The 26,893-nt window shown below is 63.0% G+C and carries 22 protein-coding genes and 1 pseudogene; 12 read left to right on the top strand and 11 right to left on the bottom strand.

Going from position 1 to position 26,893, the window contains the following annotated elements:
- Together BXA07_RS26920 and BXA07_RS26915 are read left to right on the top strand one after the other, a co-directional pair.
- On the top strand, positions 1-1,141 hold a 1,141-nt coding region (locus BXA07_RS26920), incomplete at its 5' end, for a DUF6861 domain-containing protein (protein WP_139335790.1).
- Positions 1,142-1,149: 8 nt separating this feature from the next.
- Positions 1,150-1,767, top strand: coding sequence for a GAD-like domain-containing protein (locus BXA07_RS26915; protein WP_076572669.1), 618 nt, complete (start codon positions 1,150-1,152; stop codon positions 1,765-1,767).
- 1,092 nt (positions 1,768-2,859) lie between these two features.
- Here the strand turns inward: BXA07_RS26915 and BXA07_RS26905 are convergent.
- From BXA07_RS26905 to BXA07_RS26895, 3 genes are all read right to left on the bottom strand, one after another.
- Positions 2,860-4,707: an SUMF1/EgtB/PvdO family nonheme iron enzyme gene (locus tag BXA07_RS26905; protein WP_076572658.1), complete on the bottom strand. Its 1,848-nt coding sequence runs from the start codon at positions 4,705-4,707 to the stop codon at positions 2,860-2,862.
- A 633-nt stretch (positions 4,708-5,340) separates the two neighbouring features.
- Positions 5,341-6,744, bottom strand: a complete 1,404-nt coding sequence (locus BXA07_RS26900; RefSeq protein WP_083708570.1) for an SMI1/KNR4 family protein — start codon at positions 6,742-6,744, stop codon at positions 5,341-5,343.
- Positions 6,745-6,856: 112 nt separating this feature from the next.
- Positions 6,857-7,249 carry a hypothetical protein gene (locus BXA07_RS26895; RefSeq protein WP_139335789.1) on the bottom strand — a complete coding sequence of 131 codons (393 nt, stop codon included), beginning with the start codon at positions 7,247-7,249 and terminating at the stop codon, positions 6,857-6,859.
- A 247-nt stretch (positions 7,250-7,496) separates the two neighbouring features.
- Between BXA07_RS26895 and BXA07_RS31705 the strand changes: the two genes are divergently transcribed.
- Positions 7,497-7,646, top strand: a complete 150-nt coding sequence (locus tag BXA07_RS31705) for a YegP family protein (protein ID WP_139335793.1) — start codon at positions 7,497-7,499, stop codon at positions 7,644-7,646.
- 39 nt (positions 7,647-7,685) lie between these two features.
- Here the strand turns inward: BXA07_RS31705 and BXA07_RS26885 are convergent.
- Positions 7,686-7,898: pseudogene (locus BXA07_RS26885) on the bottom strand (hypothetical protein); the annotation flags it as partial.
- Positions 7,899-7,919: 21 nt separating this feature from the next.
- Between BXA07_RS26885 and BXA07_RS26880 the strand changes: the two are divergent.
- Positions 7,920-8,342 (top strand): ankyrin repeat domain-containing protein, encoded by a 423-nt coding sequence (locus BXA07_RS26880; protein ID WP_083708568.1) that lies wholly within the window; start codon positions 7,920-7,922, stop codon positions 8,340-8,342.
- Positions 8,343-9,234: 892 nt separating this feature from the next.
- Positions 9,235-9,603: a cupin domain-containing protein gene (locus BXA07_RS26875; protein ID WP_076572651.1), complete on the top strand. Its 369-nt coding sequence runs from the start codon at positions 9,235-9,237 to the stop codon at positions 9,601-9,603.
- A gap of 30 nt (positions 9,604-9,633) precedes the next feature.
- Here the strand turns inward: BXA07_RS26875 and BXA07_RS26870 are convergent, their stop codons facing one another.
- Positions 9,634-10,833, bottom strand: coding sequence for a YbfB/YjiJ family MFS transporter (locus BXA07_RS26870; protein WP_076572666.1), 1,200 nt, complete (start codon positions 10,831-10,833; stop codon positions 9,634-9,636).
- A gap of 704 nt (positions 10,834-11,537) precedes the next feature.
- On the opposite strand from BXA07_RS26870, the gene BXA07_RS26860 reads away from it, so the two are divergent.
- The gene (locus BXA07_RS26860; RefSeq protein ID WP_076572646.1) at positions 11,538-12,203 is read left to right on the top strand and encodes a response regulator transcription factor; all 666 of its coding nucleotides are present in this window, start codon (positions 11,538-11,540) and stop codon (positions 12,201-12,203) included.
- Positions 12,197-13,513: an ATP-binding protein gene (locus BXA07_RS30965; protein ID WP_076572644.1), complete on the top strand. Its 1,317-nt coding sequence runs from the start codon at positions 12,197-12,199 to the stop codon at positions 13,511-13,513. Before BXA07_RS26860 ends, BXA07_RS30965 begins: the two co-directional genes overlap by 7 nt.
- Before the next feature lie 57 nt (positions 13,514-13,570).
- Here BXA07_RS30965 and BXA07_RS26850 read toward each other — a convergent pair whose 3' ends face one another.
- Positions 13,571-14,209, bottom strand: coding sequence for an NAD(P)H-dependent oxidoreductase (locus tag BXA07_RS26850; RefSeq protein ID WP_076572641.1), 639 nt, complete (start codon positions 14,207-14,209; stop codon positions 13,571-13,573).
- A gap of 108 nt (positions 14,210-14,317) precedes the next feature.
- On the bottom strand, positions 14,318-15,316 hold the full coding sequence (locus tag BXA07_RS26845) for an aldo/keto reductase (protein ID WP_076572639.1): 999 nt from the start codon (positions 15,314-15,316) through the stop codon (positions 14,318-14,320).
- A gap of 114 nt (positions 15,317-15,430) precedes the next feature.
- Between BXA07_RS26845 and BXA07_RS26840 the strand changes: the two genes are divergently transcribed.
- The gene (locus tag BXA07_RS26840; RefSeq protein ID WP_076572636.1) at positions 15,431-16,321 is read left to right on the top strand and encodes a LysR family transcriptional regulator; all 891 of its coding nucleotides are present in this window, start codon (positions 15,431-15,433) and stop codon (positions 16,319-16,321) included.
- Here the strand turns inward: BXA07_RS26840 and BXA07_RS26835 are convergent.
- Both BXA07_RS26835 and BXA07_RS26830 read right to left on the bottom strand, forming a co-directional pair.
- A complete protein-coding gene (locus tag BXA07_RS26835; protein WP_076572634.1) occupies positions 16,318-17,400 on the bottom strand; it encodes an ATP-binding protein in 1,083 nt (360 codons plus the stop codon). The two genes, BXA07_RS26840 and BXA07_RS26835, sit on opposite strands and share 4 nt — an antisense overlap.
- Complete coding sequence (locus tag BXA07_RS26830) at positions 17,400-18,149, bottom strand: response regulator (RefSeq protein ID WP_076572632.1); 750 nt, start codon at positions 18,147-18,149, stop codon at positions 17,400-17,402. Before BXA07_RS26830 ends, BXA07_RS26835 begins: the two co-directional genes overlap by 1 nt.
- A gap of 132 nt (positions 18,150-18,281) precedes the next feature.
- Between BXA07_RS26830 and BXA07_RS26825 the strand changes: the two genes are divergently transcribed.
- The 3 genes from BXA07_RS26825 to BXA07_RS26815 are packed head-to-tail and all read left to right on the top strand — an operon-like array spanning position 18,282 to position 24,001.
- Positions 18,282-19,439: an efflux RND transporter periplasmic adaptor subunit gene (locus BXA07_RS26825; RefSeq protein WP_076572630.1), complete on the top strand. Its 1,158-nt coding sequence runs from the start codon at positions 18,282-18,284 to the stop codon at positions 19,437-19,439.
- 33 nt (positions 19,440-19,472) lie between these two features.
- Positions 19,473-22,616 carry an efflux RND transporter permease subunit gene (locus BXA07_RS26820; RefSeq protein ID WP_076572628.1) on the top strand — a complete coding sequence of 1,048 codons (3,144 nt, stop codon included), beginning with the start codon at positions 19,473-19,475 and terminating at the stop codon, positions 22,614-22,616.
- Entirely contained in the window at positions 22,616-24,001 is a 1,386-nt protein-coding gene (locus tag BXA07_RS26815) for an efflux transporter outer membrane subunit (protein WP_076572626.1), read from the top strand. Before BXA07_RS26820 ends, BXA07_RS26815 begins: the two co-directional genes overlap by 1 nt.
- An 8-nt stretch (positions 24,002-24,009) precedes the next feature.
- Here the strand turns inward: BXA07_RS26815 and BXA07_RS26810 are convergent, their stop codons facing one another.
- On the bottom strand, positions 24,010-24,696 hold the full coding sequence (locus BXA07_RS26810) for a DAPG hydrolase family protein (RefSeq protein ID WP_076572624.1): 687 nt from the start codon (positions 24,694-24,696) through the stop codon (positions 24,010-24,012).
- A gap of 4 nt (positions 24,697-24,700) precedes the next feature.
- Positions 24,701-25,882, bottom strand: a complete 1,182-nt coding sequence (locus BXA07_RS26805; RefSeq protein WP_076572621.1) for an MFS transporter — start codon at positions 25,880-25,882, stop codon at positions 24,701-24,703.
- A gap of 133 nt (positions 25,883-26,015) precedes the next feature.
- On the opposite strand from BXA07_RS26805, the gene BXA07_RS26800 reads away from it, so the two are divergent.
- Complete coding sequence (locus BXA07_RS26800) at positions 26,016-26,774, top strand: IclR family transcriptional regulator (protein WP_076572618.1); 759 nt, start codon at positions 26,016-26,018, stop codon at positions 26,772-26,774.
- The last annotated feature ends 119 nt before the right edge of the window (positions 26,775-26,893 follow it).

Here is a 26,893-nt window from a genome sequence, read left to right as displayed (position 1 = left end):
CCTGTCCTCGATCTGGAGCATCCTCATGGCGGTGTGTGAGGACATCGCCCTGTACTACGGGGGATCGGTGATCGCAGGCGGGCTGATCGGAGGTATCGGCGGGGCCTTGCTGGGCGGCGTCGGTGCTGTGCCAGGCGCTGCTGCCGGCGCTGCTGCCGGCAGCTATGCGGGCGGCGCAGTACTGTCGCTGCTGGGCCTGAAATCGTTGGTGGAAGGCGTGGTCCAGTCCGTTCCCCAAGCGCTGGAGTATTACGAAAAGGGTTTCCGTGAGGCGTGGGGGCCGACCAGGCAGGACCGGCTGTCGCATTACGGCATGGCAGGGGGCAGCCCATCGTCGGGGGCGTTCTACCTGGCTCATGGCCATGTCATCATGATCACCACCATCCTTTCCGTACTGCTGGCTTACGTCACTAGAGGCAAGGGCGGCAAGGCGGCGGCGCTGAAGGAGATCAGCAAGAGCCCGCGCCTTGGGCCGAAAGTGGCGCAATGGGTCGAGCAGAACGAGGGTAAGCTGAACAGCCTTCCCCAACTGCGGCCACGCGGCGGCGGGGGCATGGGCCACGGGGAGTCACCACCACCACCGCGCCGACGCGGCTCAGAACGGGCGCCGGGGCGCCCCCGGCCCAATGGCATGCCGAAGAAGACAGTGCCGTGCTTTAAGGTCAACGGACTGCCCCAAGGCGGCGTTCCGGAGTTTGACCGCCAACTCGCAGGCCAAGAGGCTGGCATCAATAGCATGACGGTTGCTGAGTATATCAAAGGACGTGAGGCATTTACGGCCGGTACTTCGGTGCGCGATCCGAACGTGGCGCGAAATGCGAGGGTGGCCTATCAAAATTTGTTGCAGAAAGATGCGTTAGACAGCCTTCGTGAAAAAGGAATGTCTTTCTCGGACGCAAAGGTTGAATCTGCCGCAATAGCCGCCGATAAAATGAAGACGTTGGCAGCATTACATAACCCGGACATGGTAGCCGCAGGGAAGGATAAAATTGGCGACTTCGGAGATCGGAATATCAACTCACGCATTGGCGCGCAATGGAATAAAGGGCAACGCTTGGTTGAACTGGACAGGGCGGCAAACGCAGTTCCAGAAGCCCTGCGTGGTAATAAAATGAATGCAAAACTTGAACGATGCAAATGAGGCAAAAAATGGATGAAGACTTCACGGGTTTCCTGAACGATTTTGGCCCGGCATTCGACAAGCGGTATGTGCCGCCGTCAAGTATCGAGCGCTATCGTGGCAAGCTGCCGGATCAGTTGTTGTCCTATTGGGCAGAGCATGGTTGGTGCGGCTATGCCAATGGCCTGTTTTGGACTGTTGACCCCCAAGAGTATGATCCAGTACTAGAGGCGTGGATTGGCGATACCCCATTCATGGAGCAAGACGCCTATCACCTCATCGCCAGAAGTGCATTTGGAGAGCTATATTTTTGGGGCGAAAAGACAGGAGATTCATTGGGAATTTTTGCGCCCGGTTCTTACTGCATCCCTCGCAAATCGCGATTCGTTGGCGAGAAAATGGACTTCGGGATGCGACTGTTTTTTGGTGCACTTTCTCGAAAGGCAAATGACTTTGCTGGCATGTTCACCCCCGCATTAGCAAAACTAGGGCGTCTGAAACATGACGAAATGTATGGCTTCGTGCCGGCCCTCGCCTTGGGCGGCACTTCTACGCTTGCTAACTTGCAGAAAGTGAAGGCCGTCGAGCATTTGGTCCTGCTTGCACAACTCGCGCCATTGGACGTCATTACTTCTCCGCCGCCTTGATGGCCGGATGAGTATCCGCGAGGGATGACCATTGCCACGTCGCGGCCATCGGTGGTACGCCACGATCCCATCGGTGCAGGGTTTCCGGCAGCGTCCTTACCTTGGTTGTTGCTCGTTTCGATGCAGATGCGCCCGCCGCAGGTGATGAGATTGATCCTGCCGCCTAGCCTAGTCAGATCCGCTATGCCCGCCTCCAGATCGGCCATCTCCGATCGGAGCGCCGCGATTGTGGTGGGGGCGGGCAGAGAGTGAATCGACCGATGGCATAGTTGGTGGCCACAGCCACTGCGCTGGCGAGGGCTAGGGCGAACACAAGGGGGAACTTCCAGCTGATCCAGGCGCCGGCGTCGCGCATCTGATCGGCGGCATCGTCCAGGGCCTCCATTGAATCGCCACGAGTTCGCTAGGCGCTATTCAGACGCTCAAAGTACTGCTTTTCGCAATTGAGCGGCCTGGGAGGCTCATGATTCGCAGTCCGCCACCAGCGTGCAAAGTCCCCGATCTGGCCGAGCGCACGAAGCTGATGACGGGCTAGTTTATCGTAGCCAACTGTGCCGTTACGGCGCTCAGAAGCCGGCGCACTGCTGCTGCCTCGATCGGATAAGGCAATCCTTCGCACCCGTCAGGGCAAGGGAAGGCCAGCTTTTGCTTCAACGCGGCATGAATCTCTGCTGGGCAGGGGAGATAGACAGGCCAGACCCGATTTCGTCGGTGGATCGAGCAGCTAAGGGATCGCACACCAGGTGCCTGGCAGGACACTCAGGGCTCGAACACGATCCATCGGGTTTTCGTCCTCCAGAATTATGGACCAGGAGTGTCTAAGCTACAGGTGGCAATTCAAATCAACACCCAAACGGAAGCCAAATGAGAGTCCAAGATGGCCAAGCGTGACGCTGACCACGAAGTTGGCTGCAAGCCTCGCGGAAAAGATCATAATCCGCCGGCAAGCATGCGCCCTAACAGCAAAGATCAATTCAATCTGACAGATGAATAGTCGCGGATCATGAAGATGGCCGGCGGCTCCGATCAATACTACAGACTGCTAGACTGCCGTTGCCGAGTAGTTGCGGGCGTCCAAGGCATCTTAGCTAATTACCCATCACGGTCGGCGACATAACACACCCGAAATCCTACTTTGAGGTGGTTGTTCCTGCCCACATACCATGCCTCGAACAACTCGGTTTCGAGTGAGCCGCGTCCCAGCGCGATTCCCGACGCGGTGCAGGCCACAGGTGCGAAGACGTTATTTGGAGCGAACCCGCGATAGTCTCCCAGCCACTCACCAAAGCTGAGGGAGGACAGGAAAGGCAATCCCTGCCCATTCGGCAACCAGCATAGATCCGGCTTAAAACGGGTGAAGTAATGCGGCAGATAAGTCGGTGGCTCAAGCACGCGGCCTTCAGCGTCGAGACCTTCGACAACGGAGTCCCTCGCCTTGCGGCCAAGCGAATCGACTACGGCGCGCTCCGGCGCGATTGCCTGCCATTCCTCGATCGTCAACAAACGCATCGGCAAGCTGGTCCGGCATTCAAGATATTTGCAATAAGCGACTGCATCGTACCAAGTGGCGCACACCGGATGGTCACGTTCGTCGCGCCCGTTCATCTCGTCGAGCGGCGCCCAGCCGCGCACTGTGTGGGCCGCCTTGTCATCGCGCCGCTCGGCCCATTCGTTCTCATAAAAATTCCAGAACTCATCAATGGTGATTAGCTCGGATACCATCAGGCACCTGTCCGCCAAGTGATGCGCGATAAAGTCAATACGGCGCGCGCCGGACTGCGGCTTCCTCGGTGCAAATTCGTTCGTAGATTTGAGGTAGTTGGCCAGCACCCTATCTGTCCCCGGGTAGGTAGCAAGCGTGCCGCCTGTCGCATAATGGAAGGCCTCGGCGCGATGCTCGATCTGCTCGTGCCAGAGGCCTTTGGTGAAGTGTAATTTAGCCTTCGCTTCCGTGTCAGCGGACATGGTACGCGGGACTTCATCGGCGGAAAACACCGGATACAGCCGATTGCCGGAAAACGGCGCGTCGCGCTGATCGCGCACTACCCAGTCGTACGTTCCATCTGCTCCGCGAAGGAACACGATGTTCTCATTAAAGGGTAAGACGTCCACCCAACCTGTCGAGGCGTTCTCGATCTTTGCGCGGAAGATTGCGAAAAGCACCGCCATGCGTTGCTCATCGTCAGCGCTGGTGTGGTAGAGCTGATGCACGGGCGCAAGCCGCTGTGGCACCACCAGATTGTCGCCGAGCAAATTGAAAACGCAGCTAATGTCCCACCGGAATGCCAGCAACAGCAGATCATGCAGCGTCAAGCCACGGTAGGCAGGATCAAGAGCGAACTCACCATCGCCGATCGGCTCATCAGGGTAGATCTCCTGGTCCGGCATTGACGAGACAATGCGGATCATGTCGAGGTCATGGCGAGAACTGAATTCCCGCTTGCCTGTAATGCGCGACATCGCCCACTGCAGGTCCAACGCGCCGATATTGCGCGCAGCGAACATCTCGTTACCGACGCCAGTAAACAGCCGCTCCGGTAGTGGCAATTCCGAAGCGAAGAACCTGTCCGCTAGCTGACGCCCCGTCAGCGGATGGGCGAACGGAGGACTATTCCATTTGATGAGATCGGTTGGCTGACGCAAGTCGTGCATAGCGAAAAAACGCGCAAGCTCCGGCTGGACCTGATGAATCCACCGCTCGAACGACTCGCCGCCCAACGCCCGTGCCAGGCCATCCAGCAAATCCTTGAGCTTGAGATTCGGATGGGAAATCGTATCGCCACGCTTTTGCCGCGACGTTCGCAATGAGTGTACCGCCGACTTCAATTGTTCCGGATGCAGTCCCGGCAACAAGACTTCCCAATATTCAGGGTGCTCGGAAGCGGGTTGTTCAATAAGAAGGGAAAGCGCGCGCATGGAACGCGACAATGACTGGTCCATCAAGTTCTCCAAGCCTACCCCGGCATATACCGATCAAGCACGGAGAACCGTACTGTCTTACGCAGGCAGGCAACATTAACCTAATCAACGTATTGTCTGGAGAACTACTGAGAAGCGTCGGCTTCTTTGGGCTGTTTTAGTCGATAAAGACAGTCATACCGACCTTGGTAGCACACACACATTGTGAGCATACCGCCTGCCCAACAAGACTGTCAATAAGTTGCGTCATATGAATGCATCGCTAACGTTGTATCGTCATCGACTTGACGCCGCACTGCCAGCCAAGCCCCGATCTCGTCGGTGGATCAGGCAGCTACGAGATCTCACACTTAGCGTCTGGCAGGGCTCCCAGGGCTCCAACACGATCCATCGACTTTGCATCTTTCAAGAACTATGGATCAGGAAAGTCTAAGGTACCGATGGCGTTTTGCCCCAGTAGTACCGCCCGCTTCCGCCCCATTGCTGACTGTCGGATATCCGGGAAAACCGATCGACTTGTTTGCTCAACGGTGTGGGGAAGCGGGCACGGCCTGCTGTAGTTGGAGCTACTTCAAATTCCACCGCAGCTTACGCGGCTTGCGCTCCTAGATCCTTAGCCAACTTGATCGCTTAGCCCAGTATCTATCTAAACCGCTAGATGATCCGCCCCATCTCCTTAAATCGATGTTTCAGGTTGGTCAAAACGTAATTTTCATCGGTCTTGAACCTGTCCAAAACACGATCGTATGCCTTTAGAAGTCTTTGGTCCTGGACGCCTGCAAGTGCCTGAAGTGCTGAGTGAACGACTTTTGCGGAAATATCATCCAATCCGAGAATGAAAAGATCAACCAAATTATTCTTGTTTCTCAGTTTCCCGAGTGAATAGAATGCTGTCACGCGAATGTTTTCATCCTCATGCGTGCAGAAAGGCCTGAAGTCTTCGCTAAAATCCATGCTCGACTCCACCAGTAGATAAGATATCACTCGAAATGTCTCTGACGTATGGACTTTCGGTAGGCGACTTCTCAGCAAGGCGCTCCATTCATTCGCTTTATTCTTGGCATACCAATTAATGTTCTGGCAGGCCGCGAGGCAATCATAATCGTCACTAAGAATGTGCGCATGAAGGGATTGCCGGGCCATGAGGTACGAAAATTTAGTCAGCATCGCGAGCGCGAGGCGGCGAATCTCCGCGTCTTCTTCACCGCAAAGCTCAAGCAGTTTGCGGCAATTCTCGTCGGTCGCAGTAGCAAGCTTGGTGAGTCCCTTGAGGGCCTCAAGTTTCGTATCACGGTTATTCGCCTCAGCGTACGCATGCATTAGCTGATTGTCATCGCCTCTCATTGTGTAACCGAACCATGTCGGACCACCTTCCGTTAGATAACCGGCTATTACTTCGTCAAGCCAGCGCTCATACCAATCAAGGAAATTCATCTCGAACGCGAACTGCGGTCGATGTAAGTCGAGATCCAAGTTCACAACCCGACCAGCATGCGGGCCATTTAGAACGAGGGCGTGAATACACGTGCATCCCTGCGAGCCGATTGGCAATAGCCCTCCGTAGATTTTCTCTCGCTCCTTTTCATATTCCTCGTCCGAGATTTCGTCATCATTCTTGATACGCTCTATCAATCTTTCCCATTCCTCGTCTGTTATGGCGGGATTAATGATTGCAGGCTTATTCAAATGTGATGCCGGTCTTTCGGCGAGTTCATCTACACCGTGACCAAGCGGATATATTCCATAAAATGGCCCTGCGGCTGATCCGCAAGTAGATTGTCCGCCGTTGCCCAGCGAAGTCAAAAAAGAACGATAACATTCTGGCAAAACCAGTGAGAAGCGTTTTTCGAAGGCACTGACTTCGCGTTCTGGCGCCGGCGGCTTGATTCTATATTGATGAGAATCCGCGCCAAAGACCTTGAGCTCCTTGTCTGCCTTCTGCGCGTTCGTTAGTTTCGTCTTGATACGTTGGATTTGTTTACTATGGCTATTTGTTGTCGGCTTAGGTTTCAAACTTCCCGACAGGCCATTAAGAAATTTTAAAAAAAGATTCGCCATGTAAGAAAAACTATAAGAGATGAAGTCGCTGTCAACGGCAGGTTTTGGCCGATCTCAGCCATACAGTGTACGGCAACTGTCGCCCCCAGAGTAGGCGGCGAGCACTACATGTTTAATCGTGCAAAACAATCTGAACTTCGATGCTTCGCGTTGTTGCAAGCGCGCGGAGAAAGGTGCGGAACATTCGAATCTCATCGCCAATCGTGCCGCTAGCACTTGGCAGGCCACAGACTAACACCCGCGCAGGTACTGCAAACTCGCTGGAATTACAAAGCAGATCTTGAAGGAAGATCCAAGTTATTTCCCTATCTATTGGCACGGCAAAAGCGACCGCAACGGATTGACGAACGAACAATGCATTCTTCGCGTAGGTAAGATCTATCGTTACTTGCTTGTTGCACATATCTGTCGAGTCAATCATGGCCGGGTGTAGCTCTAACGCTGCGTCCGCTTCTGCGTTGACGACGTCATCGTTATCAACCTCCAAAACATGAACCTGCAACACAAGCTCGCTGCGGCTGCATCAGTCGGATATGACATCTTCGCCATCGCTTATGGCCGAATAAGGCTAATCCGTACCGGTGGAAAAAAGAAGCCCGCTGGAACTTTCTTTAAGGATAGAAGTCTAACAAAATCTACTAAAGTATAAGCATGTATAACGTGAGAAGCTTCTACTTTATTAGAATTTCCTATCAATGGAGGTTGCAGGGATCCCGTAAGAAACCTTTCGCACCCGGCGTAGGTATGTTCGTCTGACGTCGAAAGCGGTTCAACTTCTTAAAGCTGGCAACGGCGAGATCATTGGCAGCAGCCAAATGTGTGCATCGTCTGCGGGGCGAGACAATGGCATTGCCTCCTGCAAAGCCAATGGCTCGACATCTAAAATAGTTGACGAAGCCTGATCGTAGCGAGTTAATGTTGGAAGTGGACCGGATGCTTCTCTAATGAAAATTCCTGCTCTTCGTGTCAAGCTGGCCAAGCAAATGCGAGCAATCGACCAGCCGCTTGGCAATCAGATTGCGCACGCCGCTCTTCGATTGCCAGATTCCGTATACCCCCAAGAGTGAGGCATTCATCAGTTCGGCGCGCTGCTTTTCCACCAGCGTGGGCCAGACAATGATGTTGATGGTGCCAAATTCGTCTTCCAGGGTGAGGATACGCAGCAACTTGGCCCCATGGTGGCTCAGGGCGTGCCAGTCAACTTCCGCAACGAAAAAGGCGATAGCCTGATCATGCTGGCCAGCTACCATGGCCACCTGGAAACGTCGCGCCTGCTGCTCGCAGCGGGCGCCGACGCCAACGTCCCCAACGACCAGGGCCAGACGCCGCTGGCCGGCGTGGCCTACAAGGGCTACCTGGAGATCGCCGCACTGCTGCTCCAGCATGGTGCGAAGGTGGAAGGCGCCAGCCCCGACGGCAAGACACCGTTGATGATGGCCGCCATGTTCAACCGCCTGGCCATCCTCGACCTGCTGCTGCAACACGGCGCCCGCATCGACGCCGTGGACAGCCGCGGCATGAGCGCCGTCAAGTTGGCCAAGAGCATGAATGCGCCGGAGACGCTGGCCAGGCTGGCCAGCCTGGGGCAGACGGCCTAGCCGACGCCGACCTCACCGGCCGTTTCGCAAGCAATACCAGCAAAAAAGCCCCTGAAAAATCAGGGGCTTGGCTGTTGCATTGACCCGGCATTACCTTACGGTGCCGGACGGGAGATTATTCCCACTCGATGCTCAATGAGCTGGCTAAGCGTTTGATTTTTCAGTGTTTTCCAAACCATTCAGTTACTGATACCCTCAAAAATACCCTCACCTGCAAAATCCGCTGTTGCCGGTTTGTCGCGGCCGGGAGGGGAGACACCAGTCCGCTTGCTCGCACCGGTCATCAGATTCTTCCGGGCGACCACGCCTTCATTTCAGCACAGCAGCAATCGAAGCGCTCCGATAAATTTAAGGATACGCCGATCTTCAGCGCCACGCTGTCACCCTGTCACTAACGCAATGTCAGGTCCGCTATAGCGACAGAGATGAGGCAATGGAACGCTCCTATCTCTCAACCTTTTTTACCATAGCCCATATCGCCACCGCTTTTCACGTCTCGCCTTCGCGTACCAGGGCGAACAGGCCCTGGATGAATTCCAGCGTGTCGGCATCCATCGTTGCCGGGAGTTTTCGTGCTTCGGTGTTCATCGTGTTCTTTCCGCGAAGGTGGGCTATGCCTTTAGTCTACTATGTGGCGCCGAACGTCACGGCGTGGTGCCTGTTTATTTTTCGTGAACCTGAAATCGGCGGCGAAGGTTGAAATTGATGTTGAAGCCGGGAAGTTTCAATCGTCTGAGTCCGGCTCCTCATTTGAGGTAAATGCGGCAAGGTACTCTGCTTGTAAATTTTCATTATTGAACTATATTAGAAAATGATGTTATTTTTATATCTCATTGGCTATTCCGATTCGGAAATTTAATGCTTTCCAGAAATTAAACAGGAGGGGCGGATCATGAGTGCAATGTTAGAAAAGAAATCCCTGGATAAGCCGGACGAAGTCCGCCCATTCAAGGATGGAGCAGGCCGGATGGCCGTCTTTACGCTTGGCGAGCACACCATGGGCCGCGGCGAATTTGAGCCTGGCTGGCGCTGGAGCCTGCACGTAAAACCGATTGCAGGAACCGATTCGTGCCAGGCAGCTCATACTGGCATGGTCCTTGAGGGACGGATGGCGGTACGGATGAATGATGGCGCCGAGATGGAATATGGACCGGGTGACGTCTTCCATATGCCGCCGGGGCACGATGCCTGGGTCGTTGGAAGCCAGCGTTGTGTGCTGTTCGATGTCACAGGCGTCGCAAGGTATGCCAAACCGCAGTAAGCGGGCCCAGTGCATGCGCGAGACAGCCGCTCACGCGCCCGGCACCAGCGCCTTTTGCCGCGCTGCCAGCGCCGCGCCAATGAAGAGGGCGATGGCTGAGGCGATCAATCCCCGCTCCAGTCCTGCGGGGCCGTCGGCGATCCAGCCGACCACGATGGGGCCGACGATCTGGCCCAGCGCGAACAGCGTCGTATAGGCGGTAATGCCGGCCGTCCAGGATTGCTGCGGCAGATTATGCCGCACGAGGGCTGTAGTCGATGCCACCACCGACAGGAACACGGCGCCAAACACCAGGCCGGACAGAAAAACGACGGGCGCAAAGCTCGTCAGCGCGGGCAGGATGGTGACCGTGCCCAGCACGCCGTTCAGGATCGCCAGCGATTCGCCGCCCTTGTAGCGGTCGAGCATGCGCGCCCAGATGCGCGACGAGGCGACCACCGCCAGGCCCAGCAAGGTATAGAACACGGTGATGCGCGCAGGACCCATGCCTTGCTGCTTGAGCAGGGCGATGACGAAGGTCATGTAGCCGATGTAGCCGACGCCAAACATGAAGTAGCCGGCCAGGCTGGGGGCAAAGTCGCGCCAGGCGAAGCGCCGACCTGCATCCTTGCTGCGCGGCGCCTCGCCAATGGCGCGCGCCGGCAGGGCGATGACGGCGGTGGCAAGCAGGCAGGCGCAGCCCAGGGCCAGCCATGGCCATTGCCAGGCATGCGCGGCGCCGTGTTCCTGCGCGGTTGCCAATGCTGCCGGCACCAGCAGGGCCGACAGCGCAATGCCGAAACCCGTGCCGCCGTAATACAGGCCGATGTAGAAGCCGGCGCGCTGGCTATGCATGGAACCGAGGCGCGCCGCCAGCACGCCGCCCGCGATGAAAATGAAGGCGCTGGCCACGCCCGCGCACACGCGCTGGAGGAACAGGGCGGCCGTGTCGCTGACCAGGCCCGACATCAGCATGAAGACGCTGGCCAGCACGCAACCAATGATGAGCAAGCGCCACACGCCCAGGCGGCGCATCAGGGCCGGCGTGGCCAGGGCGCCGAGAAAATAGCCGAGCGCATTGAAGGTGTTCATGGCCCCGGCCAGCAGGTAAGACCAGCCCAGGTCGGCGCGCATGGGCGGCAGCAGCAAGCCATAGGAAAAGCGCGACAGGCCCAGGGCAATGGCGGCGCCCAGCGAGAGCGCCAGCGCCGTGGCCAGCGGATGGGCCGGGGATTGATCGTGTATCGGCATGGCCTTGAACCCCGTCAACGTGAAGCGTGCAATGGAGCCGGCGCCCGGGTGCGGCACGTCGGCAGGCAGGGTCTGCGCGTGGCGGTGATCTTCACCGCCCACATTTTTACTATCAAGTTAATGAATATGCATTTGGAAGTCAAGTATTCCCTGGCGCCCCAGATCGCACACTTGCGGATTGGTAGGCTCCCTGTCCTGGGCCGCCAGCGGACCGTCCGGCGCCACGTGGGCCGTGCCGAGGCGCCGCAATACCTGGCACGGCACGACGGGCAGCCCGGTATAGGAGGCCGTATCATCGGTTAGCAGCCAGCCAATGCCGCCCGTGTTAACTGGCCATTGTTGCATTATGGTATACATCGCGGGAATGCACGTGTCGTCGAGGACGAGGGCGATTTTCTTCTCATTTCCGCCAAGAACGATGAATCACGGGCACGGCCCCGACAGGTGAAAGGCGTCTCCCACGCGCAGGCCGGAGAGGCGTGCGAAGCAGAGGACAATGCGGCCGTAGCAGAGGCGTTGAGGTTGGCGATGTCACCATCAAATAATGTGCGAATGCTTCCAGCATTGCTTTCAATTGCGTTTCCGGATTTCTGGGCCGTTTCGCCTGACGCCTCGGGCTGACGGATGCGTCGCTTGCCCTGCTGGCGATGGGCTTGCGCAGACGGGAGTAAGATGGCGTCTTTTCGAGACATTGAGAGGGTGCCGTGCGCGTGTTGCTGGTGGAAGACGATCCGATGATCGGGGAAAGCCTGGTCGAAGGCTTGCGCGGCGAATGCTATGCCGTGGACTGGGTGCGCGACGGCCACGATGCGGAGCTGGCGCTGGCCGGCTTTGCCTACGATTTGATGCTGCTGGACCTGGGCTTGCCCGGCAAGGCTGGCATGGACGTGCTGCACGCCACGCGTGCGCGTGGCGCCGAGCTGCCCGTGCTGATCATCACTGCGCGCGACGGCACGCCGGCCCGCGTGGAAGGACTCGACAGCGGCGCCGACGACTATCTGGTGAAACCGTTCGACCTCGACGAGCTGCTGGCGCGCATCCGCGCGCTGCTGCGGCGCCGGGTCAGCCGTTCGCGCTCGGTCATCGAGCATGGCGCGCTGACGCTGGACCTGGCCAGCCACGACGTCACGTTCGGCGGCGAGCAGATCAAGCTGCCGCCGCGCGAGTTTTCCGTGCTGCGCGCCTTGCTCGACCATCCGGGCAAGGTGGTGACGAAGCGCCAGCTGGGCGAAAAGCTGTACGGCTGGGATTGCGAAGTGGAAAGCAATACCGTCGACGTCTATGTGTACCAGCTACGCAAGAAGCTGGGCACGGACAGCATCCAGACCGTGCGCGGGGTCGGCTACAAGATGCGGCTGGCATCTTGCTGAGCATCCGCCGCCAATTGCTGCTGGGATTGCTGGCCGCCACCTTGCTGTGCGTGCTGGGCGCCGGCATCTCGCTGTTCCGCTCCCTGCTGGAAGAGACCAATGAACTGGCCGATTTGCAGCTGCGCCAGCTGGCCGTGGCCTTGCCGGGCGAGTTCGAGCCGCAGACGGGCTTGCCGGCCGCGCAGGACCCGGAAGAAGCGTTCGTGCTGCAGGCGTGGGACGAGGAGGGCCAGCTGTTGCCCGTCTTGCCGGGCCAGCCGCAACTGCCGCGCTACGCGCTGGCCGGCTTTGCCGATGTCGAAGTGCAGGGCGAGGAATGGCGCCTGTATGGCGCGACGCGGCGCGGCCGCTACGTGCAGGTGGCGCAGGCGCAGGCCGTGCGCGACCAGCTGGCCTGGCAGATGAGCATGCGCGCCGGCGCGCCCCTGCTGGTGTTCGCGCTGATCCTGGCGCTGCTGATCGTCGTCGTCGTGGGGCGTGCACTCGCGCCGCTGCACCGGCTGGCCGAATCCGTGGCCGGGCGTTCGCCGGAAGCGCTCACGCCGCTGCCGGCCGACGGCATGCCGCCCGAACTGCGGCCCGTGGCGCTGGCGCTCAATAGCCTGATGGGACAGTTCGAGGCGGCGCTGACCGCGCAGCGCACCTTTGTCGCCGACGCCGCGCATGAATTGCGCTCGCCGCTGACGGCGCTGAAACTACAGCTGCAGGTGGCCGAACGGGCCGCCAGCGAGGCAGAGCGCCGCGTGGCGCTGGCGCGGCTGCACGAGCGGCTCGACCGCAGCACGCACCTCGTGCGCCAGTTATTGAGCCTGGCGCGCCACGAAGCGGCGCTTACGGCCAGCCAGCTGCACACGGTGGATCTGGGACAGTTGCTGGAAGCTGCCGTGGCCGACCACAGCGCGCTGGCCGACAGCCGCGACATCGACCTGGGCGTGCTGGAAACGCCTTTCGCCGGCGCATCCGTGCTGGTGCAGGCCGATCCCGACGGCTTGCAGGTCTTGCTGAACAATTTGATCGACAACGCCTTGCGCTATACGCAGCGGGGCGGCAGGGTGGACTTGCAGTCGGCGGTGGAGGGCGGCCGGCCGCTGCTGCGCGTGTCCGACAACGGCCCCGGCGTGCCGCGCCAGCACCATGCGCGCCTGTTCGACCGTTTCTTCCGCCCCGACGGCAACGACGCCTGGGGCTGCGGCCTGGGCCTGTCCATCGTGCGCCACATCGCCGAGCACCACCGGGCCGACATCGCGCTGGCCGAAGGGGCGGCGGGGCGGGGACTGCAGGTGACGGTGCGCTTTCCGCAGGCGGCCTGAACGAAAAAAAAGCGGATGCCGGCGAGGGCATCCGCTTTTCAGTCGCTGGCGCGGCGCTTACGCCAGCTCGGTAATGAACTGCTCGCGCGCGGGGCGCACTTTTTTCAGGTCCACCAGCCAGTCGCCTTCGTCCGCGCGGTAGCCCAGCGGCAGCATGACGACGGAGCGCAAGCCTTTTTCGCGCAAGCCCAGGATCTCGTCGACCTTGGCCGGGTCAAAGCCTTCCATCGGCGTCGAATCGACCTTTTCCTGCGCCGCGGCGATCAGCGCCGTGCCCACGCCGATGTACGCCTGGCGCGCCGCGTGCTGGTAGTTGGTCTCGGCATCGCGCTGCGGATACGTGGCCAGGATCTGCTGGCGGTACGCTTCCCAGCCTTCGTTCTTGAAGCCGCGCACGGTGTTGACCAGGTCAAAGCGGGCGTTGATACGTTCGGCCGTGTAATTGTCCCAGGCGGCAAAGACCAGCAGGTGCGAGGCGTCCGTCACTTGCGACTGGTTCCACGCGTGCGGCTTGATCTGCTCGCGCAGGGCCGGATTCGTCACGACGAAGACTTCATACGGGTGCAGTCCGCTGGAGCTGGCCGTCAGGCGCACGGCTTCCAGGATGCGCTCGACCTTGTCTTGCGGCACCGTTTTCGCCGGGTCCATCTTCTTGGTGGCGTAGCGCCATTGCAGTGTTTCGAGCAAATCGGACATGTGTATCCCTTTCAGAGTGAATAGTTCAGATTGGAAATGATAGCGGATTCAGCCATTTCAAGTGCGGCGCCGCAAAGAGAGTTGTATAGATGAGCTGTCTCTTGCCCGTTACAGCACCACCATGGCCAGCTCCGTGTCCGGGTAGCGCGCGCCGTGCACGCTGGCGGGCGCGATGGCGGCGCCGATGGCGGCCAGCTCGGCGCCGCTCAGGGCAAGTTGCGCGGCGGCCACGTTCTCTTCCAGGTGGGCCAGGCTGCGGGCGCCGGGAATCGGCACGATGTCAGTGCCTTGGGCCAGCAGCCAGGCCAGGGCCAGCTGGGCTGCCGTGGCACCGCGCGCGGCTGCCAGACGCTGCAGTTCCGCAACCATGTGTGCGTTGGCCGCCATCGCCGGCGGCTGGAAGCGGGGCAGGCTGTGACGGTAATCGTCTGGCGCCAGTGTGGCGCTGGACGGCAGCTGGCCCGTCAGGAAGCCCCTGCCCAGCGGGCTGTAGGGCACGAAACCGATGCCGAGCGCGCGGCAGGCGGGCAGCACGTCCGCTTCCACCTCGCGGCTCCACAGCGAGTATTCGGACTGCACGGCCGTAATCGGATGGACGGCGTGGGCGCGGCGCAGGGTGGCGGCCGAGACTTCCGACAGCCCCAGGTGGCGCACCTTGCCCGCCCGCACCAGTTCGGCCATGGCGCCGACCACGTCTTCGATGGGCACGGCCGGGTCCACCCGGTGCTGGTACAGCAAGTCGATGCACTCGATGCCGAGCCTGGACAGCGATCCTTCCACCGCCTGACGAATATGTTCGGGGCGGCTGTCGACACCGGCCATGCGTTCCACGCCCTGGCCGTGCGGCAAGATCTTGAAGCCGAACTTGGTAGCGATGCTGACTTTGCCGCGCAGCTGTTTCAGGGCGCGGCCCACCAATTCCTCGTTGGCGTAGGGGCCGTAGACTTCCGCCGTATCGATCAGGGTCACGCCCAGTTCCACGGCGCGGTGCAGCACGCGCAGCGAGGCGGCTTCGTCGGCGCCGCCGTAGGCAAAGCTCATGCCCATGCAGCCCAGGCCGATAGGGGCGACGCGCAAGCCGGAGTTGCCCAGTGTTCTGTGTTCCATTGTCATTTCCTTTCAAAAAAAGATGCAAGGAGTATGGATGACGCAACAGCATGCGATAAGATGGCTAATCCTGCATGCATTACTGAATTTTTCTCATGAATTTTTTCCTCGACTATGGCTGACCTCAACGAATTGACGGCCTTTGCCGCCGTCGCCCGCCTGCGCAGCTTCCGCAAGGCGGCATTGGAGCGGGGCGTGTCCGCCTCCGCCCTCAGCCACGCATTGCGCGCGCTGGAAGAGCGCCTGGGCGTGCGCCTGCTGAACCGCACCACGCGCAGCGTCACGCCGACGCAGGCGGGGCAGCAGCTGCTGGCGCGGCTGGCGCCGGCCATGCGCGAGATCGACGATGCCTTGCAAGACTTGAGCGCCATGCAGGATGTGCCCGCAGGCAAGCTGCGCCTGAACGTGCCCCGTCCCGCCGCCCGGCTGCTGCTGGGGCCCATGCTGGCCGGTTTTGTGGCGCGCTATCCGCGCGTGCAGGTGGAGGTGGTCACCGATGACGGCATGATCGATATCGTGCGCGACGGTTTTGACGCGGGCATCCGCTTCGGCGAACAGGTGGCGGCCGACATGATCGCCGTGCCCGTGGGCGCGCCGCAGCCGTTCGTGGTGGTGGCGTCGCCCGCCTACCTGGCGGTGCATGGCGCACCGGGCACGCCGCGCGACTTGCTGGCGCACGCCTGCATAGGCCGGCGCTTTCCCAGCGGGCGCCAGTATGCGTGGGAGTTCGGGCGGGAGGAAGACGCCGTCAGCATCGCCGTCGGCGGCCCGCTCGTGTTCGACGACGATGAACTGATGCTGCGCGCGGTCCGCGATGGGGCGGGACTGGCGTATGTGTACGAAGCCGACGCGCGCGCCGATATCGCGGCGGGGCGCCTGGCGTGCGTGCTGGAGCACTGCCTGCCGCCGCCTTCGCGCTACTTCCTGTACTACCCGGGCCGGCGGCAGATGCCGCCCGTGCTGCGCGCCTTTGTCGACATGGTCCGCGCCGACGGTCTTGCCTAGGCGGCCGGCGGCGCGCCGTGCTCGACCGGCCACTTGACGGTAAACACGCTGCCGCCCGCCTTGCCGCGCGTGCAGGCCGCGCTGCCGCCGTGCGCGCGCGCGATGGCTTCGACCACGGCCAGGCCCAGGCCGCTGCCCGCGTTCAGGTCGCCGCCGTCGCTGTCGCCGCGGCGAAACGCCTCGAACACGTGCGGCGCCAGTTCCTCTGCAATGCCGGGGCCCGCATCCTCGACGCTCAGGTAGTACTGGCCGGCCTGCACGCGGGTGCGCACGCGCAGCAGGCCAGGGTGGGCATAGCGGCGCGCGTTGTCGAGCAGGGCCAGCACGATTTGCCGGATGCGCGCCGCGTCGCAGCAGACGGGATGGTCGGACAGGTGCAATTGCAGCGTAAAACCGGCCGCTTCCATTTCCTGCGCCAGCAGGCGGGCCACTTCCTCGATTTCCAGGGTCAGGTCCGTCCACGCCATGCGCAGCTGCATGTGGCCGCTGTCGGCCAGGCTCAGGGTGCGCAAATCCTCGATCAGCCGGCCCAGGTCCTCGACTTGCGCCAGCAGGCTGGAAAACGGCACTTCCTCGGGCTTGAACACGCCATCGACGACGCCCTGCAAGGTGCCGCGCAGGATGGTCACGGGCGTGCGCAGTTCGTGCGCGATGGCCGCATTCCACGTTTCGCTTTCCTTGGCGCCCCGCTGCAGGCGCTCGGCCATGCTGTTGAAGTCATCGACCAGCATGGCCGTCTCGCCCAGGCTGCGGTCGCCCGCGAAGGCGCGCGCGGACAGGTCGCCATGGGCCACGCGGCGCACGCTGTCCATCACGGAATTGATCGGTTTCAGGATGCGCGCGGCCAGCTTGAAGGCGAAAAAGGCGGCCAGCCCCAGGCCGAAGATGGTGATGGCAAAGATCCACAGCCATTCGACGGTACTGGGCGACCAGTCGTCGGGCTCGGACAGCATGCCGGGATCGATCTTGAAGGCGACGGCGAAGAAGATCCACGAGCCGATCCAGATGATCAGGATGCTGCACACCATCAGCACGGACATTGACAGCACGATCTGCCGGTTCAGACCCGTAAAACGCATCAGGCGTCGCTTTCCAGCCGGTAGCCCACGCCGCGCAGGCTGGCCGGCATGTGCATCACGCCCGCTTCTTCCAGCTTCTTGCGCAGCTTGCTGACGTGGCTGTCCACCGTGCGTTCCATCGAATTGCTTTCGGGCATGCACGACTCCAGCAATTCCAGGCGGCTGCAGACGCGGCGCGGCGTGCGCGCCAGGTGGGCCAGCAGGCGAAATTCCGTCAACGTCAGGGTCAAGGGCACGGGCGCGCCGTCGCGCAGCACGCTGGCCACGTACGTTTCCTGGTCGATTTCGATGGGGCCGCAGCGCAGGCGCTGGCCGCCCACCGGATGGTGGCGCACGCGCGAGCGGCGCAGCACGGCCGCCACGCGGGCCACCACTTCGGCCGGATTGAAGGGCTTGATGATGTAGTCGTCGGCGCCGACGCGCAGGGCGGCCAGCTTGTCCGCATCCTGGTCGCGCGCCGTGAGCATGATGACGGGCGTCTCGCCGCGCCGCCGCACTTCGGCCAGCACGCCCCAGCCGTCGACGCGGGGCATCTGCACGTCGAGCAGCAGCAGGTCCGGCGCCAGCGCCAGGTGCTGCTGCAGCGCTTCCTGGCCATCGAGGGCAAAGGCCGTGCGGTAACCGTCGCGCTCCAGGTAACCGGCGAGGATGCGGGCGATTTGCGGTTCATCTTCGGCGATCAGGACGAGGGCGGAAGGCGGCGTGGTGGCAAGAAACGAGGGCTGGCTGGCGCTGTGATGATAGTTCATGCAAATAGTCTAGCATTCTTCTTTCTCTCCATCGAATCTCCACATTTCTTTGACGAAATATCCACCTTGGCCTTTTATGCTGCGCTTATCTGTCGACCGGACCGCCGGTTGGGATCCGCCATAGAAAAGACCATGCATCCGAACCACCTCTCCAAGAAAAACATGTTGATCGCCGCGGCACTGTTCAGCCTTGCCGCCTGTTCCAAACCCGCGCCGGAAGAAGGCGCGGCACCGCCCGCCGCCGTCACGGTGCTCAAGCTGCAGGCGGCGCCCGTCGTGCTCAGCGATGAATTGCCGGGCAGGGTGGCCGCCTTCCGCACGGCCGACATCCGCCCGCAGGTGGGCGGCATCGTGCTGCGGCGCCAGTTCGAGCAGGGCGCCGACGTGACAGCGGGGCAGAAGCTGTTCCAGCTCAATCCCGCGCCGTTCCAGGCGGACGTCGATTCCGCCGCCGCCGCCCTGCAGCACGCGGTGGCCACGGCGAAGCGCGCCAGCAGCCAGGCGGACAGGCTGAAACCGCTGGTGGAGGCGGATGCCATCAGCCGCCAGGCGTATGACGACGCCGAGGCCCAGCGCGAACAGGCCGTGGCCACCGTGGCGCAGGCGCGCGCGACCCTGGCGCGGCGCCGCCTGGACCTGGCTTTTGCCAGCATCGAGGCGCCCATTGCCGGGCGCATCGGCTCCGAACTGGTGACGGAAGGCGCACTCGTGGGCCTGGCCGATGCCACGCCGATGGCGCGCATCCAGCAGATCGACAAGGTGTACGTGGACGTGCGCCAGCCGGCGTCCGCGCTGGCGGCCCTGCAGGCGTCGGGACCGGCCGGGGTGGACAAGCTGCCCGTCACCATCCTGGGCGCCGACGGCCAGCCGCATCCCGTCACGGGCCGCATCCTGTTCTCGGGCATCAGCGTCGATGCGGGCACGGGCGACGCCGTCATCCGCGTGCTGGTCGACAATCCGCAGCGCCAGCTCCTGCCCGGCATGTTCGTGCGCGCCCGCATCGCCCGCGCCGTGCAGGCCCATGGCGTGCTCGTGCCGCAGCAGGCCGTCTTGCGCGGCAGCGGCGGCCAGGCGCAGGCCTGGGTGCTGGACGGCAGGAACAAAGCCAGCTTGAAGCCGATTGCCGTGGGCGACGTGGTCGAGCACCAGTACGTGGTCAGCGGCGGCCTGAAGGCGGGCGATACCGTCGTCATCGAAGGCCAGGAGCGCCTGCAGCCGGGCGCCACGGCCGCGCCGCAGCCGTGGAAGCCGGCTGTCGTGGCCACGGCGGCTGCCGCCACGGCGCGTTAATGCACACCTTGAATACAATGAAAGTCTGACGACATGCCTCAATTTTTCATCAACCGCCCCGTTTTTGCGTGGGTGGTGGCGGTCTTTATCGTCCTGTTCGGACTGATCGCCATACCGCAATTGCCGATTGCGCGCTTCCCTTCGGTGGCGCCGCCCAGCGTCAGCATCAGCGCCAGCTATCCCGGCGCCACGCCGCAAACCATGAACGATTCCGTCGTGGGCCTGATCGAGCGCGAACTGTCGGGCGTCAAGCACCTGCTGTATTTCGAGTCGTCCACCGATACCTCGGGTTCGGCCTCGATCACCGTCACCTTCCAGCCGGGCACCGACCCGGAAATGGCACAGGTGGACGTGCAGAACCGCCTGAAGGCCATCGAGCCGCGCCTGCCGCAAGCCGTGCGGCAGAACGGCTTGACGGTGGAGTCGGCGTCGTCCGGCTTTTTGATGATCGTCAGTTTGATCTCCGACCATGGCCAGCATGACGAAGTGGCGCTGGGCGACTACCTGGCGCGCAACGTGACGGAAGAGCTGCGCCGCATCCCAGGCGTGGGCAAGGTGCAGCTGTTCGGCTCCGAGCGGGCCATGCGCATCTGGGTCGATCCGGCCAAGCTGGTGTCGTACAACATCGCCATGGGCGAGCTGACGGCCGCCATCGCGCAGCAGAATGCGCAGATCGCGCCGGGCCGCCTCGGCGATTCGCCCGCCGTGCACGGCCAGCGCGTGACGATTCCGCTGACGGTGCAGGGCCAGTTGCACACGCCGGCCGAATTTGCCGCCATCGTCCTGCGCGCCAATGCCGACGGCTCGAAAGTGACCATCGGCGACGTGGCGAGAGTGGCGCTGGGCGCGCAAAGCTTCAATTTCAGCATCCGCGAAAACGGCCAAGCCGCGTCGGGCGCCGCCATCATGCTGTCGCCGGGCGCCAACGCCGTGCAGACGGCGGCCGCCGTGCGCGAGCGCATGGCCGAACTGGCGCACACCATGCCGGCCGGGATCAAGTACTCGGTGCCGTTCGACACGGCGCCGTTCGTGAAGATCTCGATCGAAAAGGTCGTCGCCACCTTGCTGGAGGCGATGGTGCTGGTCTTCCTCGTCATGTATCTGTTCCTGCAAAAGATACGCTACACCCTGATTCCCGCCATCGTCGCGCCGATCGCGCTGCTGGGCACATTTACCGTGATGCTGATGGCCGGCTATTCCGTCAACGTGCTGACCATGTTCGGCATGGTGCTGGCGATCGGCATCATCGTCGACGACGCCATCGTGGTGGTGGAAGCGGTGGAGCGCCTGATGGCGACCGAGGGCCTGTCGCCGAAGGAAGCGACGTCGAAAGCCATGCGCGAAATCACGGGGGCCGTCGTGGGCATCACGCTGGTGCTGACGGCCGTGTTCATTCCGATGGCGCTGGCCAGCGGTTCCGTGGGCGCGATCTACCGCCAGTTCACCCTGGCCATGGCCGTGTCGATCCTGTTCTCGGCCTTTTTGGCCTTGACCCTGACGCCGGCCCTGTGCGCCACGATGTTGAAACCGATCGGCCCGCACGACCACGATAAAAAAGGCTTTTTCCTGTGGTTCGACCGCCAGTTTGACCGCATGACGGCCCGCTACGAAAAAGGCGTGGTGGCCATGCTCAAGCGCGCGGGGCGCTCGATGTTTGTCTACGGCGCCATCGTCGCGGCGCTGGGCGTGGCCTTCATGCAGCTGCCGTCGGCCTTTTTGCCCGAGGAAGACCAGGGTTACTTCATGACGTCGATCCAGCTGCCGTCCGACGCCACCATGGAGCGCACGCTCGATGTCGTCAAGCTGTACGAGCAGCACGTGGCGTCGCGCCCCGGCATCGAGGTGAACCAGTCGGTACTCGGTTTCAGCTTCTCCGGCTCCGGCCCGAACGCGGCCCTGGCCTTCACCATGCTGAAGGACTGGAAAGAGCGCCACGGCGCCACGGCGCAGGAGGAGGTGGCGCTGGCGCAGGCGGCGATGGCGCAGGCGAAGGAGGGCATGATCATGAGCCTGATGCCGCCCGCCATCGATGAACTGGGCAATTCGTCCGGCTTTTCGCTGCGCCTGCAGGACCGCGCCAGCCAGGGCGTCGAAGCCTTGCAGGCGGCGCAGAACCAGTTGCTGGCCCTGGCTGCGCAAAGCAGCAAGGTGGCGGGCGTGTATCCGGACGGCTTGCCGCCCGGCGCCAGCGTGCGCCTCGATATCGACCGCGCCAAGGCCGAGGCGCTGGGCGTGCCGTTCACGGCCGTGGGCGACATGCTGACGGCGGCCATGGGGTCGACCTATGTCAACGATTTTCCGAACGCGGGCCGCATGCAGCAGGTGATCATCCAGGCCGATGCGCCGTCGCGCATGCAACTGAACGACGTGCTGGCCTTGCGCATCCGCAATAACGCGGGCGGCATGGTGGCCCTGGGCGAGCTGGTGCGCCCCGTGTGGAGCGAGTCGCCGCTGCAGCTGGTGCGCTACCAGGGCTATCCGTCGGCGCGCATTTCCGGCAGCGCGGCGCCCGGCGTGTCCAGCGGCGACGCCATGCTGGAAATGGAGCGGCTCGTGAAACAATTGCCGCCGGGCTTCGCGCTGGCATGGACGGGACAGTCGCTGCAAGAGAAGGAATCGGCGTCGCAGGCGCCCATGCTGATGGCGCTGTCGATGCTGGTGGTCTTCCTCGTGCTGGCGGCCCTGTATGAAAGCTGGTCGATTCCCGTCTCCGTGATGCTGGTCGTGCCTTTGGGCTTGCTGGGCGCCGTGCTGGCGGTGATGCTGCGCGGCATGCCGAACGACGTGTTCTTCAAGGTGGGCATGATCACGATTATTGGCCTGTCGGCGAAGAATGCCATTCTGATCGTCGAATATGCGCGCCAGCTGCAGGCGCAAGGGCGTGGACTGGTAGAGGCGACGGTGGAAGCGGCCCGCCTGCGCCTGCGTCCGATTTTGATGACGTCGCTGGCGTTCGCGCTGGGCGTGGTGCCGCTGATGCTGGCCACGGGCGCCAGCGCCGAGACGCAGCACGCGATCGGCACGGGCGTGTTCGGCGGCATGATTACCGCCACCGTGCTGGCCGTGTTTTTCGTGCCCGTGTTCTTTGTCGTGGTGCTGGGCGCCGTCGACAAGGCGGGAAATTATTTGCGCAAGCGCAATCGCACCGCCGTCAAGGCGGTGGAAGGAGAATCGTAATGCGTTTGATCTTTATCATGCCCCTGGCCGCGCTGGCCTTGTCGGCGTGTTCCCTGACGCCGCCGCTGGTCAAGCCGGCGGCGCCGATACCGGCCAGCTATGCAGAATCTGCCGCGCCAGTCGCGGCCGACAGCGCGGCCGGCACCGCGGCCGACCTGGGCTGGCGCCAGATGCTGCTCGATGCGCGCCTGCAGCGCCTCGTCGATATCGCGCTGGAAAACAACCGCGACCTGCGCGTGGCTTCGCTCAACGTGGAAGCCGTGCGGGCCCAGTACCAGATCCAGGATGCGGGCCGCTATCCTGGCGTCGGCGCGAATGCGGGCGGCGTGCGCCAGCGCGGCGCCGATGGCGCGGTTCAGAACACCTTCACGGCCGGCATCGCCCTGAGCGCATTCGAGATCGACCTGTTCGGCCGCCTGCGTTCCTTGTCGGACGCGGCGTTTGCCCGCTACCTGGCGACGCAGCAGGGCCAGCGCGCCGCGCACATGGCCCTGATCGGCGCCGTGGCCGACGCCTACCTGGAGCAGCGCCTGGCCGAGGAACAGCTGGCGCTGGCCCGGCAAACCCTGCTTGACTGGCGCCAGGCGCTGGTCCTGACGCAGCGCCTGCACGGCGCGCAGCAGGGCAGTGGACTTGACGTGGCGCAAGCCGAAGGCCAGGCGGCCACGGCGGAAGCGGACGTGCAGGCGCGCGAACGGGCCAGCTTTCTTGCGCGCAACAACCTGGAATTGCTGCTTGGTGCGCCATTGCCAACGGACTTGCCCGTTGGCCGGCCGCTCGACGGCCAGCCCGTGCTGACGCAGCTGCCGCCCGGCCTGCCGTCGGACTTGCTGGCGCGCCGTCCCGATATTTTGCAAGCCGAGTACGCGCTGGCGGCGGCGAATGCGGAAATCGGCGCCGCCCGTGCCGCCTTCTTCCCCCGCCTGTCGCTGACGGCGTCGCTGGGCCTGGCCAGCCCGGAACTGGGCGACCTGTTCCGCGGCAGCGCGCGCAGCTGGTCGTTCGCGCCGCAAGTGACGCAGCCGCTGTTCCAGGGCGGCCAGCTGCGCGCGGAACTGCAGCTGTCGCGCCTGCGCAAGGACGTGGCCGTGCTGCAGTACGAGCAGGCGATTCAGGCGGCGTTCCGCGAGGTGCGCGACGGCCTGGCCGGCAGCGCCACGTTTGCGCAGCAGATCGCCGCGCAGGAGCGCGTGGTGGCGGCGGCGCGCCAGCGCCAGCGGTTGTCGCAGCTGCGCTACGACGCGGGCCAGGACAGCCGCCTGGAATTGCTCGACGCGCAGCGCCAGTCGTATGCGGCCCAGCAAGCCCTGCTCGACGCGCGGCGCGACCAGTTCAAGTCGGCCGTGGCGTTGTACCAGGCGCTGGGCGGCGGCCTTGAGGAGTGAACCTCCGTCTACCAGGGCAGCGCCACGGGCACGCTGTCGCGGTGCTTCGCCTGGTAGTGGGAACGCAGGAATTGCGCCAGGAAGGTGAATTCGTTGTAGCAATGCATGAGCAGGGCGCGGGCGAATGCATCGGGGAAGAGGGCGGCGATCTCTTGCGGGCTGTGGCCGGCGTCCGGCAAGTCCTGGCCCATGTAGAAATGGCTGCGCAAGGTCATGCCCCAGGCCGTGTCGCGGCCGATGTGCAGCAGGCGCCCGCCGATGACGGCGCCGTCCGCCGTGCGGGGCGGCGCATAGCTCATGCCCACCCTGGCGCACACGGCGGCAGAAATGCGGCCCTCGGCCCGCGCCGCCGCGTATTGTTGTGCGTCAAAGAATTCACGCGGATCGCGGAACTGGATGGCCAGCTGTTCGGCCGGCATGCCGCTGAAAAACTCTTCCGCCAGATGGATGGAGCCGATGTGCGTCCCGGCGCTGCCTTCGGCCCAGCCGCTGGCCAGGTGGTCTACCGGGTGCCACATCAGGTAGCGTTCCGTGTCGGGCCGCGAGCGGAACCACCATTCAAACATCTCGCCAGTGCAATTTGGCAAGTCGGTGCGGCACGCCACGTGCAGCACGCCGCTGGGCAGCCGTTCAAAGCCCGTTTCCAGCGCCAGGGGCGCGGGCTGCAGCAGGGCGTGGACGTCGTTGAGATCCATGGTCTTACCTTTCAGTGTGGGTGGTGGAAACAGCGGTGGTGCCGGCCGGGCGGCGGCGCAGCAGCGGGGCGGCGGCCACGGCCGCGCCCAGCAGGGCCAGCGCGGCCGTGGCGGCAAACATCGTGGCGTGGCTGCCGGACAGGCAGGTCATGAAGGAAGAGAGAAATTGCCCGCCGAAGATGGCCATCGACAGATAGGCGAGATTGCGGTTGCGGCTGGGCAAGTGGCTGCGCTCGACCGTCATGTGCGTGCACAGGGGCACGGACAGGCCGAAGCCCATCCCCAGCGCCACGGCACCGGCCAGCAGCGCGGGCAGCGCGGCGGCGCCCGCAAACAGCAGGTGCGCCAGCGCATAACAGGCGAAGGCGGCGCCCAGGGTGCCGTGTTCATGCAGGCGCCGGACTGCCCGGGGCATCAGCCAGGCGGCCGCCACGGCCACCAGCGACACGAAGGAAAGCAAATACCCGGCCCGGTCCTCGCTCCAGCCCAGCTGCTGCAGGCGCAGGGGCAGGATGATGATGGCGGCGAAAAATACCGTCATGGAGAGCGCCGCCAGCGCATGGACGAGGAGCAGGGCGCGCGATGGGCCGGGTGCTGGCTGCGCGCCTTCCATGCCGGCATCCCCGGCAGGGGCAGGTGCCGGCACGCAGCGCCAGGCGAAGGCCAGCAGTACCCACGAGGCCAGATACAGCAGGAAGGGATAGCGCCAGCCCGCCGTGGCCAGCAGGCCGCCCAGCGCGAGGAAGAGCACGCCGCCCAGTTCGATCGTCATGCCTTGCCTGGCGATCATGCGCAGCCGCGCCTGGCCGCTGAACAAGGCCGAGATCAGCCCCGTGCCCGACGCCATCACGAGCGCCGTCGGCACGCCCAGCAGGAAACGGTTGGCGAACACGGCCAGGTGGCCATGCAAGAACATGCCCGAGACGCCCAGCAAGCCGTACAGGAACAGCCCCGCCAGCAGGGTGCGGTGCAGTCCCAGGCGCTGCATGAGCATGGCGGCGAAGGGGCCGGACAGCACCACGCCCAGCGCGGGCAGCGTGACGAGCCAGCCGGCGGCGTCGGCCACCCCGAGCCGCGCGGCGATGGACGGCAATCCCGGGACCAGCACGCATCCCACCATGATGGTCAGGCTGGCAACGGAAAGGAGGGTGCACGTTGCTGTCTTCGATATACTGCGGCTGGACATGCGCCTCCCAGGTGTGCGAGTTGAAAACCGTTGGACGGAACAGTGTTCCGAATGATGGAACAATTATAGGGCCATGTACAATGCCGGTCAATGCCGTCACGGCAGCTATCGTCATGCACAATTGGGTAAAGAGATGAGTGAAGAAAACGAAGGCAATAGCGGCAAGCAAGTCATTGCGCGCGCGGCGGCGGTGCTGCGCGCGCTGGAAAACCAGACGGGCGGCCTGAGCCTGGCGCAGATCGCCAAGGGCGCGGACTTGCCGCGCACCACGGTGCACCGCATCGTCGCCGCGCTGGAAGCCCAGCAGCTGGTCAGTTCCGGCGCCGGCGGGGTGAAGCTGGGGCCGGCCATCGCGCGCCTGGCCGCGTCGGCGCATACGGACGTGGTGGCGGTCCTGCGGCCGCATGCGGAAGCGTTGGGCCGGCGCACGCGCGAAACGGTGGACGTGTGCGTGTACCGCGGCCTGCACGCGGTGTCGGTGGACCAGTATTGTTCGGACCATGAATTGCGGGTCGTCTCGGCCGTGGGAACGGCCTACCCGATCCACTGCACCGCGCACGGCAAGGCGCTGCTGGCGGGTCTGTCAGACGAAGCGCTGGGCCAGCTGTTCGGCGAACGCCTGGAAGCGCGCACGGGCCAGAGCATCGCGGCGCTTGCGCAACTGCTGCCGCACCTGGCGCAGGTGCGCGCGCAGGGCTATGCCGTCGATGTGGAAGAGCACGCCCCGGGCGTGTGCGGCATCGGCGTGGCCCTGAACACGGGCACGAGCGAACGCTACGCGCTGTCGCTGGGCGTACCGGCCCTGCGTTTCCACGCCCAGCGGGAGTTGCTGCTGTCGGCGCTATTGCAGTGCAAGGCGGAAGTCGAGGCCGTGCTCGGCGTCAAGCCGTAAACGCCCCGGCCGGGCTGTTGCACGCCTGACTCAGCCCGCTTGCTGCACGCTGAAGCTCCAGAGGATTTCCGTAAAGTTCAGCTTGAACTGTGCGGTCGGCATGTCGTCGGGATGGCTTT

It is taken from the genome of Janthinobacterium sp. TND4EL3 (genome assembly GCF_900156175.1).
Taxonomy (GTDB): Bacteria; Pseudomonadota; Gammaproteobacteria; order Burkholderiales; family Burkholderiaceae_D; genus Janthinobacterium.
This window is presented reverse-complemented; position numbering and strand designations above follow the sequence as displayed.

Bases quoted from the DNA above. Each gene is read 5' to 3' on its own strand.
- BXA07_RS26850 (WP_076572641.1), bottom strand. From the start codon at position 14,209: ATGTCCGATTTGCTCGAAACACTGCAATGGCGCTACGCCACCAAGAAG.
- BXA07_RS26845 (WP_076572639.1), bottom strand. From the start codon at position 15,316: ATGGAACACAGAACACTGGGCAACTCCGGCTTGCGCGTCGCCCCTATC.
- BXA07_RS26825 (WP_076572630.1), top strand. From the start codon at position 18,282: ATGCATCCGAACCACCTCTCCAAGAAAAACATGTTGATCGCCGCGGCA.
- BXA07_RS26830 (WP_076572632.1), bottom strand. From the start codon at position 18,149: ATGAACTATCATCACAGCGCCAGCCAGCCCTCGTTTCTTGCCACCACG.
- BXA07_RS26900 (WP_083708570.1), bottom strand. From the start codon at position 6,744: ATGGCGAATCTTTTTTTAAAATTTCTTAATGGCCTGTCGGGAAGTTTG.
- BXA07_RS26835 (WP_076572634.1), bottom strand. From the start codon at position 17,400: ATGCGTTTTACGGGTCTGAACCGGCAGATCGTGCTGTCAATGTCCGTG.
- BXA07_RS26915 (WP_076572669.1), top strand. From the start codon at position 1,150: ATGGATGAAGACTTCACGGGTTTCCTGAACGATTTTGGCCCGGCATTC.
- BXA07_RS26905 (WP_076572658.1), bottom strand. From the start codon at position 4,707: ATGGACCAGTCATTGTCGCGTTCCATGCGCGCGCTTTCCCTTCTTATT.
- BXA07_RS26820 (WP_076572628.1), top strand. From the start codon at position 19,473: ATGCCTCAATTTTTCATCAACCGCCCCGTTTTTGCGTGGGTGGTGGCG.
- BXA07_RS26840 (WP_076572636.1), top strand. From the start codon at position 15,431: ATGGCTGACCTCAACGAATTGACGGCCTTTGCCGCCGTCGCCCGCCTG.
- BXA07_RS26875 (WP_076572651.1), top strand. From the start codon at position 9,235: ATGAGTGCAATGTTAGAAAAGAAATCCCTGGATAAGCCGGACGAAGTC.
- BXA07_RS26870 (WP_076572666.1), bottom strand. From the start codon at position 10,833: ATGCCGATACACGATCAATCCCCGGCCCATCCGCTGGCCACGGCGCTG.
- BXA07_RS26800 (WP_076572618.1), top strand. From the start codon at position 26,016: ATGAGTGAAGAAAACGAAGGCAATAGCGGCAAGCAAGTCATTGCGCGC.
- BXA07_RS26810 (WP_076572624.1), bottom strand. From the start codon at position 24,696: ATGGATCTCAACGACGTCCACGCCCTGCTGCAGCCCGCGCCCCTGGCG.
- BXA07_RS26805 (WP_076572621.1), bottom strand. From the start codon at position 25,882: ATGTCCAGCCGCAGTATATCGAAGACAGCAACGTGCACCCTCCTTTCC.
- BXA07_RS26815 (WP_076572626.1), top strand. From the start codon at position 22,616: ATGCGTTTGATCTTTATCATGCCCCTGGCCGCGCTGGCCTTGTCGGCG.
- BXA07_RS26880 (WP_083708568.1), top strand. From the start codon at position 7,920: ATGGTGGCTCAGGGCGTGCCAGTCAACTTCCGCAACGAAAAAGGCGAT.